The organism is Providencia sp. PROV141 (assembly GCF_028481645.1).
Lineage (GTDB): Bacteria > Pseudomonadota > Gammaproteobacteria > Enterobacterales > Enterobacteriaceae > Providencia > Providencia rettgeri.
This window is the reverse complement of record NZ_JAMPPR010000024.1, coordinates 65155-87951: the sequence shown is the minus strand read 5'-3', so window position 1 is coordinate 87951 and position 22797 is coordinate 65155. Positions and strand designations below refer to the sequence as shown.

The following is a 22797-nucleotide window of genomic DNA, read 5'->3' as shown; positions in this document are numbered from 1 at the left end:
AATCAATTCACAAGCACTGAGCACTTTCTACCCTGAAAATAGCAATGTTAATATTGATATCAGGAATATGTTCGATGAATCTCCCTTCGTCAAAATTGAAGCCAAAGCAACCAAACCGCTTAGTACTCTCTACGGCTATTTGGTCAGTTGCCATTGCGCAAATCATGCCGAGTTATGCCAAAATGCTCAGTACAGACGATTTACCAACACTCGGTAGCAGTGCCACTCAATTTGAAGGAACCCAACCTGAAGATAGCACCGAGCATTTTTTAGCGGAATATGGGCAAAATGCGGCAAATTTCGCATCAAAAGAAAACAAAACAAAAAACCTCACGGATATGGCGCAAGATTACGCTCGCCATAAAGCCGCAAATATTGCGACTGATGAAATAACGCATTGGTTATCCAAAGCAGGTAATGCCAGGCTGAACATTAACCTAGATAAAAAATTGTCAATTAAGACTTCTCAATTAGATTGGTTAGTACCTTGGTATGACCAACCCGATTTATTGCTATTTTCCCAACATAGTATTCATCGCACTGATGGTCGATTGCAGACTAATAACGGCCTTGGATTACGTCATTTCCAGCAAAATAGCATGGTCGGAGTAAATGCTTTTTTTGATCATGATTTATCCCATTACCATTCGCGCTTAGGGTTTGGTGTGGAGTATGCTCAAGATTATGTTCGAATGAGTGCGAATAGCTATTTGGGGTTATCGACTTGGCGTAGTGCGTCCGAGTTAGCCTATGAGTATAATGCGCGTCCTGCTAACGGCTGGGATATTCAATTTGAAGGCTGGTTACCCACGTATGCTAATTTAGGTGCGAATCTCAAGCTGGAGCAATATTACGGTGATGATGTGGCTTTATTTGGTCAAAATGAACGCCAGAAAAACCCAATGGCAACAACTTTCGGCGTCAATTGGTCTCCATTTCCCCTCCTCGCACTAAATGCAGAACATAAAATGGGCAGTAGCGGCGCAAATGAAACAAGTGCAAAAGTTGCGTTCAATTGGTTGTTAGGGAAAAGCTTAGCGCAACATCTTGATGCTTCAGCGGTAGAAGCCACTCGTCATATCGCCAGTAACCGCTATGATTTTGTTAACCGTAATAACAATATTGTATTGGAATACCAAAAGAAAACCTTAATTTCATTGTCATTACCGAAAGTTATTCAAGGCATAACAGGAGAAGAACTCTCGATTATCCGCAATTTATCCACTAAATACCCACTCGATAAAATAGTGATAGAAGCCCCTGAATTGATAGCGGCTGGGGGAGAAATTCACCTTAACGGTTTAGAGAGTTCAGTCAAACTACCGTCTTACAAAATTGCCAGCAACACAGTTAAAAACCCACAACTCAACCTTTATCGTTTAACAGTGACAGCTTATGACACCAATGGAAATGTTTCGCCACAAGCGGAAACGTTAATTGAGGTGACTAACACAGGCACTCTCACCATCAGCCATGCAAATACCGCCAAAAGAAACAATGCCGTTGCTGATGGTAAAGACACAAACACCTTTGCCGTCGTCATCAAAGATGCGCTTGGCCACCCAGTACCCAATGCGAAAGTCAACTTTACACTGCCTACAAGCCTTAAATCTAGCGATCAAAAAAACACAGGATACTATTCATTACTTAATCATTTTATGTGGAAGGCTCAGGCAGCAAAATCAGTTCCGGAACAATCCCATAGCATCATCGCTAACAGTAAAGGTGAAGCTTCCATTCAATTTACCAGTTTGGTATCAGGAAGTTATGCAATAAAAGCAAATATTGATCATGGTACAGAAATTAATGAAATGTATAACTTTAAATCCGATATTAGCCAGTCATTTATTGGTAGCATTGATATTATTCAAAATAATGCGGTGGCAGATGGGAGCAGTAAAAATACAATTAAATTACATATTGTGAATAATAACCGACAAAGCATCGCTGGTGCGCAGGTTCATTTTGCAGCCCTAAATGGCATTATCTCAACGGTTAACCTGACTGATGAATATGGATATACAGAATTAAAAGTCAGTAGTTTAGTTGAAGGTTCAATGGATGTCATTGCGACCCTAAATGGCGATAGTAGAACCATACAAGTCAACTTTCTAAGGAATGGATCTGCGATAAATATTCAGCCAAGCACAGGAACTCTTTTCAAATCTCCAATAAATGAGCAAAACAGACCTACACGCACACCGTTAAGTTTGCTAAGGCAGCTATTTCAAAAAATAGGATAATACTCTCTGTATAAAATAGGTTTACTTTAACTACTCTTCCAATGTCAAAAAATGCCCCTTAACAAGGGCATTGTTAATTTTACTAACTGAGTTTATGGCTTTATTGCATTACGACGAAATTTACTATCATACCCACCAAACAGCGTCTTTTATTCATACCTTTAAAAGCCATATTCCTGTGTGATTATCGCATTCATTTATAAGCTAATTAATTGTTTTTATTTAAGTAAGATTTATTCCCAATCGCTAAAAACTCTTTGATATCAGCGAGGAGATTATTTTTTAACGTTATCAATAAAAGCCACCTATTCCGCATTTTTCCACCTTGCAAATTTCGCTTCTGTTTAAGTCAAACTAATTCACAAGCTCTTACCACGATAAGCATTCAACAATAGCCAAGTTAATATTGAAACTAGGAATAAATTGAATGAACCCCGATACATCAACACCGAAGCTAACCTTGAGACACAAGCTCTCAAACGGCTTTGTGCTCTTTACTGCAATATGGTCTTCGGCCATCATGCCGGTTATGCCAAGCTATGCAAAAATGCTCACGCCTGATGATCTTCCTACTTTGGGGAGTGACTCTGTACTCAGCAATAGCAATAGCAATGATAAAACAGAGAAATTTATTGCGGAATATAGCCAAAGCGCTGCCCGTTTTATCTCTGATAAGAAAAAGGCGGCAGATCTTGCAGATATGGCACAAGACTTCGCTCGCAGTAAGGTCACAAACGCGGCAACTGATGAAATTAACAATTGGTTATCCAAAGCCGGTAATGCCAAATTCAGTGTTGATGTAGATAAAAAATTATCCATTAAAAATACCCAGCTAGATTGGTTAGTTCCTTGGCATGACAGTGCAGATTTATTGTTGTTTACCCAACATAATCTTCACCGTACTGATGGCCGCTTACAAGCTAATAATGGTATTGGGGTTCGTCACTTTACTCCTGAACGCATGATGGGGGTCAATGCCTTTTTCGATCATGACTTATCTCGCTACCACTCTCGCTTAGGTTTGGGCGCAGAATACGCACAAGACTTTTTAAAACTTAGCGCCAATACTTATATGCGCACGTCTTCATGGCGTAGCGCATCAGAATTAGATAACGATTACAATGCTCGCCCTGCCAACGGTTGGGATTTACAAGCGGAAGGCTGGTTGCCGTCTTACCCGAACATTGGCGGAAACCTTAAATTTGAACAGTATTTCGGCGATGATGTCGCCCTATTCGGCAAAGATAAACGCCAAAAAGACCCACTTGCCACCACGGTTGGGGTGAATTGGACTCCTTTCTCTCTGGTCACTTTAAGTGCAGAGCAAAAAATCAGTGGTGGATTGAGTGAAACCAATGCCAAAGTGCAATTCACTTGGGCACTAGGTAAGAGCCTCGCAGAGCAGCTTGACCCAAGCAAAGTGGGTGATGCTCGTCGCTTAATGGGCAGCCGCTATGATTTTGTGAATCGTAATAACAACATCGTACTGGAATACCAAAAGAAAACCCTGATAACCCTATCCTTACCCTCAATGATCCAAGGAAAAACAGGGGAATTATTACCTTTAATTAATACCCTCAATACCAAATATCCGTTAGATAAATTGACCGTACAAGCGCCTGAGTTTTTAACCGCTGGAGGTGAAATCATCCTCGACGGTGCGGCGACAAGAGTCAAATTGCCATCCTATCAAGTGGCAATGACTGAACAAGAAAGGAAGAAAATCAACCTTTACCGATTCACAATAACAGCCTCTGATAGCAAAGGAAATATTTCACCGCAAGCCACAACCTTGGTTGAAGTCACCAACTCTGGCGTATTATCAATTAAGCAGAGTGAGGTTATCAAGCAAGGAAATGCCGTTGCCAATGGCAAAGATATTAATACGCTAACAATTACGGCCAGAGATAGTTTAGGTCATGTTGCGCCAGACTCAATAGTGACCTTCACCCTGCCTCCTGAACTCAAATTAACCACTCAAAAAGCCACCTCTTCCAGTATGGCATTTAGCAACCTGTTTAAAAAAATGCAGGCGGCAAAGTCAACTACTCAACAAAAATATGACATCGTCACTAATATGAAAGGCGAGGCGTCAATTCAGTTCACCTCGCTAGTCACGGGCGAACATCACATTCAAGCCGTAGCAAATGGTGGCGTTCCCATCGAAACCGCTTTTTTCTTTATTGCCGATACCCATCAAGCACATATTAATCATTTCAATGTTCTAAGTGATAATGCCGTTGCCGATGGTAAATCTAAAAATAAAATTCAATTCCATATTACCGATAACAACGCTCACCCAATTCAAGGTGCCATGCTGCAATTGGATGCGAAAAATGCACACACCACACAGTTAGCGCCAACAGATGAACAGGGTAACACTGAAGTAGAAGTTGACAGTCACGCCGCAGGCCCCGTAGAAATCACTGCAACACTGAACGAACAAAGCGCTACAGTAAAAGTACATTTTATCTTTGGCAAATTAGCCCATGTCAGCATTTTAGAACTCACGAAAGCTGAGGCTGGCACAGACAGTAGCATCGCCATTTTATTAACTGATATGCACGGTAATACCGTATCTGGAGCTGATGGTACTATAACAGTCAATATCGATGGTAAACCTACGCCAATAACCATTAGTGAAACCTTTCCTGGTAGCGGAGTTTATACCGGAAAATTACCAGGGCAACACACTGGTACACCAAGTATCACCGTTACTGTTGATGGGCAAACTTCCTCCCCAGAGACGTTAATTGTTGAGCAGCCAAAACCGATTTCGCCGAACAACTCGAACGGTACAGGTCAAAAAGGAGAAAAAGGGGTTATTGATAATATCGTCATCACTCCAAGCAAAACCCAGAGTTTACAATCAGGGGATACCCTTAATGTGACAGTAACCATCACCGATACCTTTGGCAATGGGTTATCAAACTTGAATACCGATAATATCGATATCGGTAAACACAAAGGTGACACGCTGACGTGGACGGATAATGGTGATGGCTCTTACACTACCACCTTGCCATTAACCGAAGTCGGCAACAATGACCTAACTGCCTCCATCAATGGCAGTACTAGCCCGAAAACAGACATTCAAGTCAATCATGCCACCGGAACAACCCATGTTGATAAGGTAAAAATCACTAAAATAGAAAAGCCTGCCGCAGGTATGGATAGCACTGTAACTATCGAGTTAACTGATAAATATGGTAACTCGGTTGTCGGGGAAAAAGAAATCACCATCAATATTAATGGTCAGCCTCACACTTTACCTACAACCGAAACATCACCGGGCATTTACCAAGTGATTATTGATGGACAACTCGCGGGCAACCATGATCTTTCCGCTGTCGTTAACGGGAAAAAATCCCCCAAAGAGTTGCTGATTATTGATAAGCCACAGCCTGTTAAGCCTAAAAATCCAAATGGTACAGGACAAAAAGGTGGGCAAGGCGTTATTGATAAAATAGAAATTACGACAGGCAATACGAACAATCTGCAATCTGGCGATAATCTTGAAATCACTGTGACCATTACCGATGCCTTTAACAACGGCTTAGCTGGCTTGAACACCAATAATATCGATATTGGTAAACATAAAGGTGATACGTTGGTATGGGTTGACAACGGTGATGGCTCTTACACCACCACCTTGCCACTCACCGAAGCCGGCAATAATGACCTCACCGCTTCCATTAATGGCTCTGCGAGTTCACAGAAACAAATCCAAGTGAGCAATGCCACAGGGAAAGACAAGGTCAGCAAAGTTGAAATCATCAAAACAGAAAAACCTGCCGCAGGTTCAAGCAGCATACTGACCGTCGAGTTAACCGATAAAAACAGCAACCCAGTGGTCGGTGAACAGGAAATAATTGTTGAGATTGATGGCAAGCTACACACCTTGCCAGTAAAAGAAGGGAAACCGGGTATTTATGAAGTCACACTGCCAGCACTGCAAGCAGGCCAACATAATATCCATGCGAGTGTAAATAGTACTGTATCAATCAAAGAAAGCTTGCTAGTTGAACAACCAAAACCGATATCCCCTAATAACTCTAACGGAACGGGTCAACAGGGTGAGAAAGGCGTTGTTGATAAGGTGGCGATCACACTTGATCACTCTAACCGTTTTGAATCCGGCAATTCCCTTGATATCACTGTAACAGTGACGGATGCCTTTGGTAACGGCTTGGTGGATTTAAACAGGGATAATATCGATATCGGTAAACACAAAGGGAGTACCTTAAACTGGGTGGATAATGGCGATGGCTCTTACACCACCACCCTGATCTTAACCGACGTTGGTAGCAATGATTTAACTGTTTCTGTCAATGGCACCCACAGCCCTCTAACTGAGGTACAGGTTAATAACGCTGTAGGAACTGTTCACGTTGATAAAGTAAAAATCATCAAAACAGAAAAACCGTCAGCAGGCACAAATAGTACTGCCACTATCGAATTAACCGACAAACATGGCAATCCCGTTATCGGGGAAAAAGAAATTACCATCAATGTTGATGGACAAACCCATAAGCTTCCAGCAAAAGAAGGAAAACCGGGTATTTACGAGGCGACACTACCCGCACTACAAGCAGGAAATCACAACATTAGCGCGAGTGTGAATGGTAAGGGCTCAACTGATACAACTTTAGTGGTTACCCCACCAACGCCAATTAAACCCAATAACACAGGTAAGCCGGGAGAAAAAGGCGTGGTCAATAGTATTGTCATGACAACGGGCAATACCGACAACTTACAATCTGGCAGTCAACTTGAAATCAGTGTGGCCATCACCGATGCCTTTGGTAACGGTTTAACAGCACTCAACACCAATAATATCAAACTTGAAGGATATAACGGCAAGCCAGTATGGAAAGATAACCGCGATGGTTCTTACAGCGCGACCATCACGTTAACTGAAGTTGGCGCGAAAGGTTTAGTTGCGTCAATTGATGGCAATAAAACTCCCGTAAAACCGATTCAAATCAATCTTGCCAAAGGAACAGACAAGGTCAGCAAAGTTGCAATTATCAAGACTGAGCAACCTGCCGCAGGTTCAAGCAGCATACTGGCAGTTCAATTAACCGATACACATGGCAACCCGGTAGTCGGTGAAACTGAAATTATCGTTAATATTGATAACAAACCCCACACTTTGCCAGCAAAAGAAGGGAAATCAGGTATTTATGAAGTCACACTGCCAGCTCTGCAAACCGGTAAATACGACATTCATGCAAGTGTGAATGGCCAAGGCTCCGTTAAAAATACTTTAGAAGTGAAAAAACCGGTCCCAGTTAGCTCGAATAATACAAGCGGAACAGGTAATAGTGGCGAACGAGGCGTTATCAATAACATTACCATGACAACAGGTGATATCACACATCTGCAATCAGGTGACAGTCTGAATATCACAGTGACCATAGTTGATGCATTTAATAATCCCTTAACCACTATCGATACCAGTAATATGATTCTGGATGGATATAAAGCGAGCTCGTTAAAATGGTTAGATAAAGGTAACGGCACTTACACGACTCCGTTACTGCTAACGCAAACAGGCTCTACTGATTTAACGGCTTCGATTAACGGCCATAAATCACAATTAATTTCCATTACCGTAAGTAATGCGATGGATATCAATAAAGTGGCTAATGTCGAACTGGAACCAATCACGCCGAGTGAAGCAGGTGAAAACCAAACTATCACAGTGAAAGTTACCGACAAGTATCAGCACCCCGTAACCACAATTGCTAACAACATTACCGTTAAGATTAATCAACAAGCTCAAATACTACAGTTTACAGAATCAGCATCCAACAAAGGGAGCTACACTGCCACATTACCTGTTGAAAAAATGGGAGATTATAATGTTGAAGTTAGTGCTAACAGCCAAAATACATCAAAAATTTGGCAAGTGAAAAAACCAGCAATTATTACTGTTAAAAATAACAATGGCAGTGGTACAGAAAATCAACGTGGCGTGGTAAAAACGGTTGAATTAACCTCATCACCAACCAAAGATTTAAAGTCTGGCGATTCATTACAACTAACCGTGACACTAAAAGATAACTTTGGTAATTACCTTGACGGTGTTGATGGTTCACATATCCAATTACAAAATCAGCAAGCTAAAACAATCAGTTGGTCAGACAACCGGAATGGAAATTATACCGCCATTTTACCACTAACTAACATTGGAGAAGATGACTTAGTCGCTACTGTTAATAGCCATGCCAGCCCACTAATTAGCATTAAAGTCGGCAATGCCACTGGTACGACTCAAATCAAACAGGTTGAAATCAAAAGCCTGACTAAACCAGCTGCCGGTGAAACAAGCTCCATCACGTTGGCACTCACTGATGCCAATAATCAATCCATTACAGGGATAGATAGTAACGCAGTTGTGTCTATCGATGGCGCTGAAGAGTTGCTGAAGATAGCAGAAACCAGCAGCAAAGGAACTTATACTGGCACACTTTCTGGCCAAAAAGCAGGCGTTCATAAAGTCATTGTCACTGTTGGTGGCGTTAAATCTGCTGAGTCAACCTTAACAGTCACCTCCCCGACAGCGATAGCCAACAATAACAGTGGTAAAAAAGGTTCTCGCGGTATGGTCAACACTGCGACACTCACGGTTTCACCTAGCAAAGATTTAAAGTCTGGCGATACGTTAAAGCTAACTGTTACGTTAAAAGATGCCTTTGATAACTCGCTAACTGGCGTCGATTTAGGTCAATCACTCACCCATCACCAAAAAGGTAAAGTGACTTGGGTAGCACAAAAAGATGGAACCTATACGGCTAGCTTAGTCTTAACGCAATTGGGGCAAGATCACTTATTTATCACAGCAAATAAAATACAAAGCTCCACTGTTGTTATTGATGTCAAATCACAGTTAGGCAGTAATGCTATCCATAAAGTCGATATCATCGATGTCACACCAGCCGCCGCCGGTACAGGCAGCGAATTTACTGTGGCCTTAACGGATAAAAATGGCCACCCAGTTACTGGCATCAAAAGTGTCGATGTTAAAATAGGTCAACAACAGCTATCAAACGTTGCCGTTACCCAACAAGCAGATGGCCGCTATACCGGAAAATTACCGGGCCAACTGAGTGGTTCACACCCAGTGATTGTCACGGCCAATAGCCAAGCATCAACGCCAAGACCACTACAAGTTGCAAAACCAGATACCGCCTTGGCAGCACCAAATGGTGGGGGAACAGCAGGAGCACGTGGTGTCGTCAATGAGGTCACACTGGCTGTAACACCAAATACTAACGTTAAATTAGGCGATAACTTACAACTGACCGTGACCTTAAAGGATAAGTTTGATAACCCACTTAAAGGCGTTACCAGTATCACTCTGCAACAAAATCAAGGCAGTACAGTGACATGGAGTGATAACAATAACGGCAGTTATACCACAACATTACCAGTAAAAATGTTGGGAAGTGGTACGCTAAAAGCCATCGTTAACCAGAAAGAGAGTTCAACCGTAAACATTACGGTGGAAAACACCAACCAAGTCAATCAAGTAGATAAGGTTATCATTGACCCTATCGCCCAGTCAGAAGCCGGGAAAGCGGGCAATCTTACCGTAAAAATTCAAGATACCCATCAACAAGGTGTGACTCAGATAGCTAATGACATAAAAGTCACTATTAACGACAAATTAGCAGACCTCAAGTTCACTGAAATTAGCACCAAAGGCACTTACAGCGCGACGCTACCGGCAAGTAAAGCAGGCAGTTACACCGTTAAAGTCACGGCTAATAAAAAGGAAAACCAACAAAGTTGGGTCGTTAAGGCCGCCTCAATCATTAAGGCAACTCAAACTGATGGTTCAGGTAAAGCTGAAACGCAAGGCGTGGTTAAAACCGTTGAACTCAAGGCTTCAACAGTACAAAACCTCAAATCTGGCGATAAGCTCACCCTGACATTGACGCTGAAAGATGCGTTCAACAATACACTGACGGGTATTGCACTCGATAAAATCACCCTAACCCATAACCAAACAGGTAAGGTGACTTGGACTGAACAAAATAATGGGACTTATACCGCGAGTTTACTGTTAGACACGCTTGGGACAGATACACTAATTTCCACAGCGAATAGCGTGAATAGCCGGCCAATTAGCATCATTGTTAAAAAAGCAGAAGGTAGTAACAGCGTTAAACAAGTCGAAATCATCAATATCACACCAGCCGCCGCCGGTACAGGCAGCGAATTTACTGTGGCCTTAACGGATAAAAATGGCCACCCAGTTACTGGCATCAAAAGTGTCGATATTAAAATGGATCAGCAACAGCTATCAAACGTTGCCGTTACCCAACAAGCAGATGGTCGCTATATCGGAACATTACCGGGGCAATTGAGTGGTTCTCATCCCGTCATTATCACGGCCAATGGCTTGTCATCAACAGAAAAACCGTTCAATGTTGCAACTCCAGATACCGTCTTAGCAACTCAAAATGGCGGAGGAGCTAAAGGCACTCGTGGCGTGGTTAATGAGGTCACACTGGCTGTAACACCAAATACTAACGTCAAATCAGGCGATAACTTACAACTGACCATGACCTTAAAGGATAAGTTTAGTAACCCACTTAAAGGCGTTACCAGTATCACTCTGCAACAAAATCAAGGCAGTACAGTGACATGGAGTGATAACAATAACGGCAGCTACACGGCACTATTACCGTTAAAAGTGCTGGGTAAAGACCCATTAAAAGCAATTGTTAACAGTGTGAATAGCACATCAGTGAATATTACTGTCACAAATGCGGATCAGGTTACGCAGGTAAAAACGATCAATCTGGACTCGATCGACGCTTCCGCAGCAGGTCAAGCGAAAATCATCACAGTGAAAGCTAAAGATAGTCATGGCAATGGCGTTACTCAGATAGCTAATGACATTAAAGTCACTATCAACGACAAATTAGCAGACATCAAGTTCACTGAAACTAGCACCAAAGGCACTTACAGCGCGACGCTACCGGCAAGTAAAGCAGGCAGTTACACCGTTAAAGTCACGGCTAATAAATATACAGAGCAACAATCGTGGGCAGTAAGTCCAGCCACAACCATTAAAGCGAATAAAGCCGACGGCTCTGGCACAAAAGAGACCCTCGGAGTGGTTAAAACCGTTGAGCTCAAGGCTTCAACAGTACAAAACCTCAGATCTGGCGATAAGCTCACCCTGACATTGACGCTGAAAGATGCGGTCGACAATACACTGACGGGTATTGCACTCGATAAAATCACCCTAACCCATAACCAAACAGGTAAGGTGACTTGGATTGATAACAAAGATGGGACTTATACCGCGAGTTTACTGTTAAACATGCTTGGTAACGATGAGCTAATAGCTACTGTCAATAATATCAATAGCCAAGCTCTTCCTATCCGAGTTGAAAAGGCCGTAGGCGGTAGCCATGTTGATAAAATTACAATCCTCGCGATACTTCCAACTATGGCAGGTGCAGAAAGCACATTGGCGGTCTCACTGACAGATGCAAATGGTCACTCTATTGACGGCATCAAAGAGGTAACGGCTAAAATCGGCAATAAAAACCCATCAGTAGTTCTCGTTTCTCAACAGCCGAATGGTAACTATGTTGGCACACTACCAGGTCAACAACAGGGTAAATACAGCCTTGTTGTCTCCGTCAATAATCACGATTCTGCCGCTAAAACATTGACTGTTGCAAAACCCACCACCCTTGTTGTCATCAATGGTAACGGTAGCGGTGCTAAGAACCAGCGTGGCGTAGTGGATGACCTGTTATTCACGACTGCCCCAACGGATAATCTTAAAACCAGTGATAAATTAAAGCTTACCGTGACCTTAAAAGACTATTTTGACAATCCGTTAAGGGGAATTGAGAGCAAAAGTATTGTCATCAATCATAAACAAACCAGTTCCGTCGTATGGAAAGACAATGCAGATGGCACTTATACCGCCGAGTTATTATTGAAAAAACAGGGTAAAGATACTCTAAAAGTAACAGTTAATAATAACAGTAAAGAAGTAAACATTAATGTTGGCTCACCAGAAGGTAAATCTGCCGTTCAAAACGTAAAATTAGACATTATTAACAGTAAGTTATCTGTGAATAATTCAGTTGAATTGAAATTAACACTAACTGATAGCCATGGTAATGGTGTTGAAAAGGTACAAACTAACGACATTCAAGTAGAACATAACAATGCTCTTGTCACTGCTCTGGTTTGGCAAGAAAAAAGTGCAGGTGTTTACATAGCCAGCCTCCCATTGCATAAACAAGGGAGAAACACCTTTGTCAGTCGAGTTAATAACCAAACAAATACACCAGTAACTATTGATGTCAGTGCGCTAGCGGGGCCAAAACACGTCAGCAAAGCTGAACTCAAAGCCAGCACCAATCAACTGACCGTTGGTAGTACAACCGAGCTGACACTCAAATTAACCGACCAATGGGATAATGGCATTGAAGGAATTAAAAATACCGATATCGTAATCCGTGATGCTCATACTCAAAAAGACCTTACGGGTTTAATCTGGACATCAAAAGGAAACGGTATTTATACCACACCAGCCGTCATCTCAATTGCAGGTATTCACTCGCTGAGAGCTACTGTTAATAAAATACCAAGCACAAATGTCTTGATTGAAGTGAAGCCTTCAACAGACTCAAAACGAGTTCACAAAGTAACGCTAACGGCAACACCAAACGTGATCACCGCGGGTGATAACCTAACGTTGTCCTTAAAAGTGACTGATGCCGATAACAACCCAGTTATCAACCTCAACAATAGCGACATTGGTTATACAGGCATTTCTAGCAAAGGACCAATAATTTGGAAAGAAGATAGCCATGGCTTAGGTATCTATACCACCACCACCATGCTCAGTGAAGTCAAAACACATACTCTGAGTGCAGGTATTGGTAAATTTACGGATACAACCAATGTCGCGGTCAATTCGCCAATGGGTAAAGATGTAGTAAAAACAATCACTATCTCACCGATAGCCGACAGTGACGCAGGACAACCATCATCATTATCTATTAGTTTAACTGACCAATATGGCAACACCGTTAAGAATGTCAGCAGCAGTGATATCAAATTGAAAATTAACGATAAAGAGCAAAGTATTGTCTTTATGGAAAAGAATGTGATGAATAAATATATCGCTCAACTTCCTGCATCCAAAGCGAGCCGTTATAAAATAACAGTGGAAGTCAATGGCCAATCAGAAAGCACTAATTGGAACGTCAAAGTACCAAAAGAAATTTTGATTAGCTCTTATAATAAAGATGGTCTGCGTGGCTCATTAGACACCCTGTCTATCACCCATAGTGCAACAAAAAACACGGTCAATTCAGCGGAGAAAGTCACCCTAACAGTGGGGCTAAAAGATAAGTTTGGTAACAAGCTGACTGGGGCATCATCAAACTTGACGTTATTGACGGGCTTGCAATCGACCTCTATATGGAAAGAGCTTAAAGATGGTTTTTACTCTCAAGAACTCACGATGAACAAGTTACACAAGCAGCCTATTCAAGTTGCCGCAGATAACATACTCAGCGATAAGATTGAGTTAACCGTAGCCCCTGCTAAAGGCACAAACAATGTGCATAAAACCACGCTGTCAACTGACGAAGGCACCATTGAAGCAGGTAAAGAAGTCACGTTAACATTAGCCTTAACGGATAGCGTTGATAACGGTGTTATTGATATCAATACTAAAGACATTCAGCTCACCAATAATGGAAAACCTACAAATGTTAAATGGACTAACCCACAAGATGGCGTATACACCACTAAACAACGGTTGGAAACTGTCGGTAATTACCAGTTTAAAGCCACGGTAAATAAAAAACCAAGCCGTATACAAACCGTAGAAGCAACCTATCCAAGCGGAAAAGATGTGGTAAACAGCGCAACACTTTCCACTAAGACAGCGGGGCTTAATGCCGGTGAAAAAACTGAATTAACCTTAACTTTGAATGACCAATATGGCAACTTGGTGACTGGCGTCAATGGGGCAGATATTGAGTTAACTGATAACCATAGCGCAGAAATTATCAATAGCAGTAGTATCGCTTGGAAAATGGAATCGGTAGGCGTGTATAAAGCCACCTTACCATTAACCAAAGTGGGTAAACATACCTTAACCGCGGTGGTGAATAAGCAGAATGCCAATACCAAGGAAATCACGGTGAAAGCATTGAAAGGGACTAGCAACGTTAAAGACATTAAATTAACCACTGTTGCAACTTCAATGAGTGCAGGTGAGAGCACCACATTAACCCTCACCATGTTTGATAACTACGGCAATGAAGTGGCAGATGTCACGTCGAAAGACATTAAGTTTAAAAATACCGATAGCACCATTACCACAAAAGCATCGTGGGTGAAAACACCATTACACGATAGTGTCTATACCGCTCAGATAACCTTAGAGAAAGTTAAAGCACACACTTTATCGGTTGAGGTAAATGGTCAGGTAAAAAATATCGAAATTGAAGTGAAACCACTAGAAGGCGACAAAAATGTTGCGAAAGTTAATTTATCTGCGTCAGCAACGGCCAAATTAGGTGTGGATACTCTACTGACATTACAACTCAAAGATCAGTTCGGTAATGGTGTTATTAATGTTACCAATCGAAACATTCAATTAACTAATGGTGGCCAAGCAGAAAATATTACTTGGGTTGAAGGATCTCAAGGTCAATACACCACTAATTGGCAATCGACGAAAGTCGGTACCCATCAATTAGATGTGACCGTAAATAGTAACAGTTTGGCAAAACCAACCGAAATCATATTTACCGCCCCTCAGGGTGCAGAAAGTGTTGCAACCATTAAGATAGATACCCTAGATACCGCGGAAACTGGGGTTACGGTTACATTAACTCTCAAGCTACAAGATAAGTATGGTAACGGTGTTATTGATATCAGTTCAAGTGACATTACTTTATCGAGTAATAAGCAGGCTTTTTCTTCATTAGCATGGCGCGATGATAAGCGTGGAAACTATTCAACCAGTGTTAAATTTGTCGCGGCAGGAATGCACACATTAACTGTTGATATAAGTAATTCAGCCAAAACAACGGAGAAAAAAGCGATCAATATCAAAACTCTTCCTCCAGTTTTCGACAAAGGGAAAAGTGAGTTATCCGTTGATACCGATTCAGTTGAAGGTAATGGCAAAGACAAGGCGATAATAACCTTAAAGCTTATCAATAAAAATGGAGTACTTATCTCAGGTAAAAAACCAAAGATCACTTCAAGTAGTGGAGTCCTAAGTAACGCTGTTATGAAAGAAATAGCAGCATCAGGTGTGTATACTGCATCTATCTCGAACTTAAAAGCAGAGAAAGTAATGGTAACCCTTGACTCTAATTCAATTGGTCATGTGGGCGCCGAACAGAAAACTGATATCTATTTCTATTCTTTCCAAGATATTAATTACCCCACAGCAGTACTTGACCAACAGTATTTTCATTTCTATTCAATAACAAAGGATTATACTGATTATACATGGGAGAATAGCCATCCAGATGTGATAGGCTTTGGTACCAAGTTGGTCCCTTATATAAAAAATAAACCAAATCGTCAAAAAAATGTCATCAAATTAACCGCTAGGCCGAATAAAAACAGCCATAAACTTGAGGCTATACGCGCAACGATAACAATAAATACATATTTCTACGCCACGAAGAAGAAAGAACTTAATATGGATGATTCTGGGTGCAGCATTGAAGGAGGCCGTCCTGCCTATGACTCAGAAATAGCAATGTTATTTCAGAACCCTCAGAAAAAAATAGATACTTATCATAATGTTCTAGGATGGTACTGGACAGGAAATGATGCTGTAACTCTTGGTACCGACAAAGTTATTTCCATTCCGGCCTCAATGTATAGCAATAGTCTAAAAACACTTTGTATTGCCGAATATTAACCCCCACATCCCCGCTTCGGCGGGGATTTTTCTTTTACGACTTAGCAATATAAAGCCTTTCAATACCCCGCTTTCACCCCTTCCCAATCCAACTTAAACTTAGCTAAATATTTTCTCAACCTGTCCGCATCATTGGGCTGTTTTTTATGTTGCCGTGATACCGCAAACAGCTCACGCCCCGCTTCGGAAAGGGTAGATGAACGGCGGCAAACTTCAAGCACCATTGCCAACTGTGGTTGGTCGAATAAATCAATTTCACCAATTTGCTTTGGTAATGTATTGGTTGATTTTGGCTGCCATTGAGACTGCAAACGGCCAATTTCCTCCTCGGCGACCACTTTGGTGATGCGCCCGCGTTCGGCAAAAGTGGCCATTCGGCTAATGGAGGCACCCAATTCCCGGAAATTGCCGCGCCACTGGGCTTGCGGGGAACAAGCAAACCTCACATACACATTGCGCGCTTCGCTATCAAAACGGATTTGGCTTTGCTGAACTTGGCAAAATTTGGCTAATTCATAATCGATATTGGGTTCAATATCTTCACGACGTTCTTTTAACCCCGGTAAGGCAAAGGTCCACATATTGATACGAGCGTATAAATCTTCCCGAAACTTACCGGATTCCACTTGCTCTGCAAGGTTGCGGTGGGTGCCCGCAATCAGTTGGAAATCACTCTGGGTTTCATTGTCGGAGCCAAAAGGAAAAAAACGTTTTTCTTCAATGGCTTTGAGTAACATAGCTTGTTCATCAAGGCCAAGTTCTGCAATTTCATCTAAAAATAAAATGCCGCCATCGGCTTCTTTTAACAAACCGCCTCGTGCATTTAGTGCCCCAGTAAACGCCCCTTTTACATGGCCAAATAGCGTCGACATGGCATTATCACCGCGCAAAGTGGCACAGTTCACCTCAATAAAACGCCCTTTGACTTGGTGGCGGCTTTCGCGTAATTGATAAATGCGGCGCGCTAAGAAAGATTTTCCTGCCCCTGTTGGGCCATTGAGTAAAATCGGCGCTTTCGAGCGCAGTGCTACCCGCTCGATTTGTTCAATCATGGTGTTAAATGCGGCATTACGCGTGGCAATCCCAGATTTTAAAAACGAAACCTGTTGCTGCTGCTCTTTTTGGAAGCGGCTAGTAATGTGTGCATAACGGCTTAAATCTAAGTCAATAACCGCATGAATACCAACAGGGTCTTTTTCTCGCCCTTTTTGGCTGGGAGACGTTTGGATTAATTTAGCGGGTAAATAATGGGCTTCAGTTAATAAAAACCAGCAAATTTGTACCACATGGGTGCCGGTAGTGATATGCACCAAATACTCTTCGTTGTCAGTATCAAAAGGATAACTTGAAGAAAAATCCAATAACGAGGTGTATACCTCTTCGAAATCCCACGGGTCGGCAATATCCACCTCATGCAGTACCACTTCGGTACTGGGAGAGGCTTGCTCAATATCCTCTTTCACCCGATTCGCCATACCATAATCATTCACTTGATGTAGCAGTTCAAAACGGCCGATATCCAAATCAGGTTGTTGGCACAAGCCTACCGTTGGGCGCCATTTTGTCCAGCGATTGGCTTTTTTGCCTCGTCTATCAAGTACCGTACCCAGTACCCCAATAACCACTTTGCGTTTTTTATTCATAATGAATTTATATAAATTTATAAATAACGATATAAAAAGATAATAATTAGCATAATCCATCTACCAAGCCAATGTTTACTACTTTTATCTTAAAATTATTTTTCATTTATATTTCAATCAAATAAAAATATTTATCCCGTTTTTAAAAAAGTTGGCACGCTTCTGGCAATTAGACATTCATCTACTGCCGGAAATTGTCTGAACTTCGCGTTCAACCGGTGCAGACATGGTGGCGTTAGTCACTACATGATCTGTATTCCGTCCGCTGGGAGATACCTTATGGTAATAGCACAGCTATCAGGTTCGACTCCTGAAACTAACGTCTCCAAAACGTATAACAACGAGCTGAAGTTAAGCTTAACGCCGCCACTCGAGAGCCACGCCGAGTGATGAGCAGAAATTTAGACAGCCCAGTTAGGCACTCTACTTTTCCCCTCACCACTTCGCTTTTTTCTTCAGTGGCGGATAAATATTAAAAAAGGAAAAATAATGAAAAAAATAAAAGTTGCTCAAGGACTTATCGCATTGACCGCTAAAAATGGCGATTTTCAGCACCTATTATTGGCTGGTGAGCACAAAGTGAATGATTGGTTTAACAAATTAACCGTGACCATGTATCCATTAAATGAAGAGCCAATTGAAAATAAGCTGGCAGAACATTTGCGCCAATTTCACTCAGACTGGGTTGATGAGCACTGCCTTGATGTAGCGTTATCTGATGATGAAATTGGATTTATTTATTTACACAATAGCTTGAGCGAAATCTTGCCACCAGCAACTCGTCGGTTGTATTGGAAAAATGGTAATAGCTTAAAAGTGGAACTGCTATCGCTAGAAGATAGTGTCATCGACTCCACCTTAGTTGCACGCTTAATGGGTAAAAAACGCCTTAAAGGCAATGAGTTGGCATTGATTAGTCAAGTGCCTGCATGGCATGTGGGTATGTTAAAAATTGATGGTGAGATACAAAATTTATTACAACCGGGAACTTACGGTTATTGGAAAATCAACCACAAACCGGAAGTTGAAATAATAGACACTCGTTTGCAATCCCTTGAAGTGAGTGGACAAGAGATTTTAACCAAGGACAAAGTGACGCTGCGCATCAATCTTTCAGCTAACTGGCGCTATCACGATATTTTGTTGGCGTTCTCAAAATTGAGTCAGCCTGTAGAGCATTTATACCGTGAGTTACAGTTTTCATTAAGGGAAATCGTCGGTACCCGAACTTTAGACGAACTTTTAGAAAATAAGCAGTTAATTGATGAGTTGATGCTAACTCAAATAGCACAATGCGTAACGGAGTTTGGTTTAGAAGTCGACAGTATTGGTATAAAAGACATTATTTTACCGGGAGATATGCGTACGATTTTATCCCAAGTGGTAGAAGCCGAGAAATCGGCACAGGCTAACGTGATCCGCCGCCGCGAAGAAACCGCCGCGACTCGCTCACTGCTAAATACCGCTAAAGTAATGGAAAACAACCCAGTTGCACTGCGTTTAAAAGAACTTGAAACCCTAGAAAACATTGCGCATCGCATCGACCAAATTTCAGTTTACGGCGGTTTAGACCAAGTATTAAACGGATTAGTAAAAATTAAGGAATAAATAATGATAAATAATAAATTCAATGAATTAACTCAAGAAAATAGCGCACCCGTAAAAATGTGGACCAATGGGGTGCCTGTTGACCCAAAAGCGGTAACCCAGCTGCAAAACACTGCAAAAATGCCGTTTATTTTCAAGCACCTTGCTGTGATGCCAGATGTGCACGTGGGAAAAGGATCGACAATTGGGAGCGTGATCCCGACCAAAGGGGCCATTATCCCTGCAGCGGTTGGAGTGGATATTGGTTGTGGAATGATTGCCGTAAAAACGTCCTTAACGGCATCAGATTTGCCGGATAGCTTGCAAAACATCCGTTTTGCCATTGAAGCGGCAGTGCCGCACGGTCGAACCACCCATCGACATGGGCGTGATAAAGGGGCTTGGCATCGTACACCGGATATTGTCGATACCCACTGGGCGCACTTGGATGAAGAGTTCAAACGTATCTGTGATAAGTACCCAAAACTGCGCCAAACCAACCATTATAACCATTTAGGGACGTTGGGAACGGGAAACCACTTTATTGAGCTGTGTTTAGACGAACAAAACCGTGTATGGGTAATGCTACATAGCGGATCACGCGGAGTGGGAAATGCGATTGGTAACTTGTTTATCACATTGGCACAAAAAGATATGCAACAGCATATTGCTAATTTGCCCGATAGAGATTTGGCTTATTTCGAAGAAGGAAGTGTGCATTTTAATGACTATATGGAAGCGGTGGGTTGGGCGCAAGACTTTGCCCGCCATAACCGTGAAGTGATGATGCACCGCGTATTGGAAGCACTATCGCGTGAAATTCCAAAACCGTTTATCACAGAGCAAGAAGCCGTAAATTGTCATCATAACTATGTGCAAAAAGAGCAGCACTTTGGTGAAGAAGTACTGGTAACCCGCAAAGGCGCAGTATCCGCTCGAAAAGGCCAAATGGGGATCATTCCAGGGTCTATGGGGGCAAAAAGTTTTATCGTGCGCGGGTTGGGTGATGAAGAAAGTTTTTGTTCCTGTAGCCACGGTGCAGGCCGTGTAATGAGCCGAACTGAAGCCAAAAAACGTTTCTCAGTCAGCGACCAAAAAATGGCTACCGCCCATGTTGAATGCCGAAAAGACAGTGATGTGATTGACGAAATACCGATGGCCTACAAAGACATCGACGCGGTAATGGCAGCACAATCATCACTGGTAGAAATTGTTCATACCCTACGTCAAGTGGTGTGCGTTAAGGGTTAAATATAAAAAGTAACAGGAGAAAGCATGGAAACTGACCATGAAAGTGTATCCGTGCTAATGAGAGAACGGATAGGAAAAACACTCAAAGAAATAGAAGAAACTCATCACGTTAAAATACTGTTTGCGTGTGAATCCGGCAGTCGCGGTTGGGGTTTTGCCTCCCGCGATAGCGACTATGATGTTCGATTTATCTATGTTCACAAACTCGATTGGTACCTAACATTAGATAAAAAGCGCGATGTGATAGAAAAGCCAATTGATGATGAGTTAGATGTGTCAGGTTGGGAGCTATCTAAAGCATTGAAATTAATGCGCAACTCAAACCCAGCATTAATAGAATGGTTACATTCACCAATTGTTTATTTTAAAGATGAGGCATTTTTTGCTCAACTGGGGGAATTGGCGGCACAATTTTATTCACCGTTAAAGTCACGTTATCATTACTTATCAATCAGTAAGCGTAATTTACATACTGACTTTAAAGGCGAGCGTATTAAATTAAAAAAATATTTTTATTTACTACGTGCAGTATTAGCTTTGCGTTGGATAGAAACAAGCAAGAGCATGCCACCAATGGCATTTTCAGAGCTAGTTAATGCAACTGTTAAAGATAAATTAGTACGGTTAGAAATTGATGAATTGTTGGTAATAAAAGGCCAAGCAGACGAAAGTCATTATGGTGCAAGACGCCCAGCTATTGATAAGCTCGTTTTGGAAGTTATAGCCAATGCAGAACACATGCAATTCCCTGAGCCCGCTTGCCGTGACAGCCGTTTATTAGATGAATTTTTTCGTAAAGCCGTGTTAGAAAATCATTAACGAGTATTTTTCAAAAAAATAGACCATCAGAAAATTTTTGATGGTCTTTTTTCAAAGGCAATGTCAAACACAAAAGAAAAACAGGTTTATCGCCAGTTCGGGTTTTTAATAATGGAATATTTACCCGCGCCTAAAAATGCCAATGCAATACCACTCAAGAAGAAATACACCAAACTTTCAATCGCCCATGCGCCTGTTTTATCAAGTAAAAACGTTTTATCTAGCCCAATCATCAGCCATGCAACGACCATAGTGAAAGCCACTAATAATGCCGATGGACGAGTTAAAATCCCTAAAATAATGAAAATAGGCGCAACCACTTCACCTAGAATTGTTCCATAAGCAATAAATTCAGGTAAACCATAAGAAGCCAGCAGCGCTTTAATACCACTCGCACCAGTCATTAATTTGCTCATACCATGAAATAACATGAGCCCACCAACAGAAAGACGCAATAACAACCTGCCAGCATCTTCATGGGACAACAAACGATTTAATAAATTGACCACTTTATACCCCCTATGGATATCCAAAACATCATTAAGTAGTATGGCTTAAAAATGCATTATGGCTTAGAAAGATAAAGTAAGAATCATTTTAATTTGCATTTCTTATAACTAAATCAATTTTCATTTAATTAAAATTTGTTAACTTTTCATCCATTCAAATATTACGTTTAATTAACCATTTAATAATCAAAAATATTGAACAATATTACAAACACGACCTGACAGTCACCAAAGCTAATTCGGTTAATGCATTATAGAAAGGGCTATGTATTGTTCGATTTAATTGCTGAGAAAATTGCGGTAACCAACTCCCCAAATGGTCATTCAACAATTCCTTTAATGCGGCCTCCCTAACCTGTGAAGCCAAAACTGCCGCTTGAAATAACATTAACCCAACATGGTCTGAGGGCTCTGGATAACGTGTCTGAATTTTTAAACGCTCTCGCTGTAAAAAATCACTCAGTGCCAGTGTTGAAGAGCCTTGTAATACTCCCTCTGGGTCAAGATATACCGAGCCCCATGGCGGGGCGGGTAATGCTTCTGGCCCAATAAACAAATCTGTCCACTGAGTATGCAGTGTCGCAATCTCAATATTTAGCGATGCCGATAGCCGTTCGCTAAGTGAGGTACTGACCTTACAAGGCCACTGAGATGCGAAGTCATTTAACTTGAAAAAGCTTATTGCATAATGACTTGCATCATCATTCGGTGAAAATAAATAGCATGTGCCTAAAATATTAAACGCCGCTGCATAGTGTGAAAAATGGATCATAAAAAAGATAATTTCCTAAGCAATA

The 22797-nt window shown here is 41.6% G+C and carries 8 protein-coding genes; 5 read left to right on the top strand and 3 right to left on the bottom strand.

Translation table 11 applies throughout. The features are described 5' to 3' along the window. Positions 1-74: 74 nt before the first annotated feature. A complete protein-coding gene (locus PSF09_RS16365; RefSeq protein ID WP_272684176.1) occupies positions 75-2243 on the top strand; it encodes an inverse autotransporter beta domain-containing protein in 2169 nt (722 codons plus the stop codon). A gap of 427 nt (positions 2244-2670) precedes the next feature. Then, positions 2671-16191: an Ig-like domain-containing protein gene (locus tag PSF09_RS16360; RefSeq protein WP_272684175.1), complete on the top strand. Its 13521-nt coding sequence runs from the start codon at positions 2671-2673 to the stop codon at positions 16189-16191. A 59-nt stretch (positions 16192-16250) separates the two neighbouring features. On the opposite strand, the gene rtcR is transcribed toward PSF09_RS16360, so the two are convergent. Beyond that, the gene (gene rtcR / locus PSF09_RS16355) at positions 16251-17834 is read right to left on the bottom strand and encodes an RNA repair transcriptional activator RtcR (protein ID WP_272666243.1); all 1584 of its coding nucleotides are present in this window, start codon (positions 17832-17834) and stop codon (positions 16251-16253) included. 486 nt (positions 17835-18320) lie between these two features. On the opposite strand from rtcR, the gene PSF09_RS16350 reads away from it, so the two are divergent. Genes PSF09_RS16350 through PSF09_RS16340 form a run of 3 tightly spaced genes read left to right on the top strand, consistent with a single transcriptional unit; the run spans position 18321 to position 21491 of the window. Next, the gene (locus tag PSF09_RS16350) at positions 18321-19442 is read left to right on the top strand and encodes a slipin family protein (protein ID WP_272666290.1); all 1122 of its coding nucleotides are present in this window, start codon (positions 18321-18323) and stop codon (positions 19440-19442) included. Positions 19443-19445: 3 nt separating this feature from the next. Further along, a complete protein-coding gene (locus tag PSF09_RS16345) occupies positions 19446-20672 on the top strand; it encodes an RtcB family protein (protein WP_272666244.1) in 1227 nt (408 codons plus the stop codon). Between the two features lie 24 nt (positions 20673-20696). Then, a complete protein-coding gene (locus tag PSF09_RS16340) occupies positions 20697-21491 on the top strand; it encodes a nucleotidyltransferase domain-containing protein (RefSeq protein WP_272666245.1) in 795 nt (264 codons plus the stop codon). A gap of 86 nt (positions 21492-21577) precedes the next feature. Here PSF09_RS16340 and PSF09_RS16335 read toward each other — a convergent pair whose 3' ends face one another. Together PSF09_RS16335 and PSF09_RS16330 are read right to left on the bottom strand one after the other, a co-directional pair. Then, positions 21578-22000 carry a DoxX family protein gene (locus PSF09_RS16335; protein ID WP_272666246.1) on the bottom strand — a complete coding sequence of 141 codons (423 nt, stop codon included), beginning with the start codon at positions 21998-22000 and terminating at the stop codon, positions 21578-21580. A 205-nt stretch (positions 22001-22205) separates the two neighbouring features. After that, complete coding sequence (locus PSF09_RS16330; RefSeq protein WP_272684174.1) at positions 22206-22772, bottom strand: molecular chaperone TorD family protein; 567 nt, start codon at positions 22770-22772, stop codon at positions 22206-22208. Positions 22773-22797 lie beyond the last annotated feature (25 nt).